2 protein-coding genes are annotated in these 2,031 nt (G+C 67.8%); one reads left to right on the forward strand and one right to left on the reverse strand.

The genetic code is table 11. The annotated features are described in order from the left end of the window. On the forward strand, positions 1-1,190 hold a 1,190-nt coding region (locus VF697_RS20570), incomplete at its 5' end, for a hypothetical protein (protein ID WP_331097506.1). A gap of 70 nt (positions 1,191-1,260) precedes the next feature. Here VF697_RS20570 and VF697_RS20575 read toward each other — a convergent pair. Continuing rightward, a partial coding sequence (locus VF697_RS20575) for an SDR family oxidoreductase (RefSeq protein ID WP_331097508.1) occupies positions 1,261-2,031 on the reverse strand: 771 nt, incomplete at its 5' end.

Here is a 2,031-nt window from a genome sequence, read left to right on the forward strand (position 1 = left end):
CCTACCTGGTGACGGACCAGAGCGTGCTGGACCTGGGCGATTCGCGCCTGGGCCGTCACGACGCCGTGAGGCCCACCAAGCCCACCCCCCTGACCTTCAATGTGACGAACCTGAATGCCTGGCAGGAGGGTGACCATCTCGAGTTCTTCTCCACCCGGTCCAACGCCTGGTACTTCGAGATGGAGCGGTTCGGGAGCAACCCGCCGGCCGTGGGCGCCACGTCTCACTCCGGGCTGACCATCACCACCGGCCCCTCGACCAGCTATGGCACCCTCAACCTCATCGACGGTTCGAAGGGGGACCGCGGCATCCTCGCGCAGCTCACCAGCCGTACCAGCGACACGGGCGTACCCTACACGGCGATGAGCCGGGTCGTCGAGTTCGCCCCCTTCACCCAGGTGGACGGCACGGAGCAGGTCGTCAGCGGTGCCATGGTGGAGGTGGCCACCGCGAAGTCCATCGCGCTCGATTTGAAGGGGAGCCAGTACAACGCGTACGCGGACGCCACCGGGCCCAACCTCACCTGGTCCGAATTGGACGTCGCCGTGCAGGGCCTCGCGGGTGGAAACGAGCGTGGAATGTTCGCCTCCTCGGCGGACTTCGTGCACTTGACTCCCTCTGTGGAGGCCGATCTGCGGACCGGCACCATGACCTATGGGACTCCACTGAACGGCACGTGGGGCGTGAGCGTCCTGACGCGCGCGAGCTTCGAGTCGGAGTACTTCCTGCCGGGTGCCACGGGGAATGCGCTTTACCTGTATGGGTCCATGGAGACGATCGATCCGGTGAATAGCTCTCCGGCCAGCCTGACCATCACCCCGCGGCTCTCGCCCGTGCGCAATCCCAAGCTCAACGGCACGAACCTGTTCAGCGCGGTGTCGGGCGTGGGTGTCAGCCCGGTCATCTCGTGGGAGCCGCCGGCCCTGGGAACGCCGAACCTCTACCAGGTCATCGTGCGCAGGCTCTCCATTGACAGTCGCGGCAACACCCGCAGCGCCCAGGTGGGCTCGGTCTACACGCGTGACACGCAGGTGAGGATGCCCGCGGACCTGATGGTCGCGGGCCAGTCCTACGTGCTCTCCATCGCCGCGATTCAGAACACCGCCTCGACCTCCTACCAGCCGTATCGGGACACCCTGCCGTCCGCGTATACCAGGGTGAACAGCGCCATCGTCCAGATGGCGCCCTGAGGCACGCGGGCTGAGTCGCCGGACGGTGGGGATTCTCCCTCCGTCCGGCGCTCCGTTGCCTCACGGCGGCTCAGTGCAACAACTCCTCGTTGTTCTTCTGGGCCGCCTGCCGCGTCAGCCGCGTCACCCACGAGCGGGTGAGCGGGGTCTCGCTGTCCCTGCCGCGGTGCCGGTCCGTGCTGCCGTCCTGCGGCAGCAACCGGTTCATGTACGCCAGCATCGCCGCCGTCAGGTTCGGCGCCAGCGTGCGTGCCAGCACCGCCACCTTCGCCGGCAGGCCGATCAGCGCCTCCGCGTCTCCCCGGCGGCACGCCTCGACAACCTTCCGGGCCGCCCGATCCGCGTTCATCGACATCCCCGGCAGCGAGTCGCCCAGCAGGAACCACGCGTACTCCGCCTCGTGGTTGCCCTTGAAGAAGGCGTTGGGCGGGCTGCCCGTGCGCATCAGGCTCGGGCACACCGTCGTCACCAGGATGCCGTCCTGCGCCAGCTCCGCGCGCAGCCCGTCCGACAGGCCCACCAAGGCGAACTTGCTCGCGCTGTACGGCAGCAGGTGCGGGATGCTCACCTTGCCGCCAATCGACGCGATGTTCACGATGCGGCCCCAGCCCCGCCGCTTCATCTCCGGCAGCACCGCCATCGTCGTGTAGAGCGGCGCCCAGAAGTGGATGCCCATCGCCTCCTCGAAGTCCTCCTCGGTCATGGACTCCAGCGGACCCACCTGGATGGCGCCGGCGTTGTTCACCAGCACGTCCACCGCGCCGAAACGCTCGTGCACCTGGGCCACCATCGCCTCCACCTGCACCCGGTCACTCACGTCGCAGGGGATGGCCAGCACCTC

The sequence above is a fragment of the Archangium sp. genome (genome assembly GCF_036388035.1).
In the GTDB taxonomy this organism is placed as follows: domain Bacteria; phylum Myxococcota; class Myxococcia; order Myxococcales; family Myxococcaceae; genus Archangium.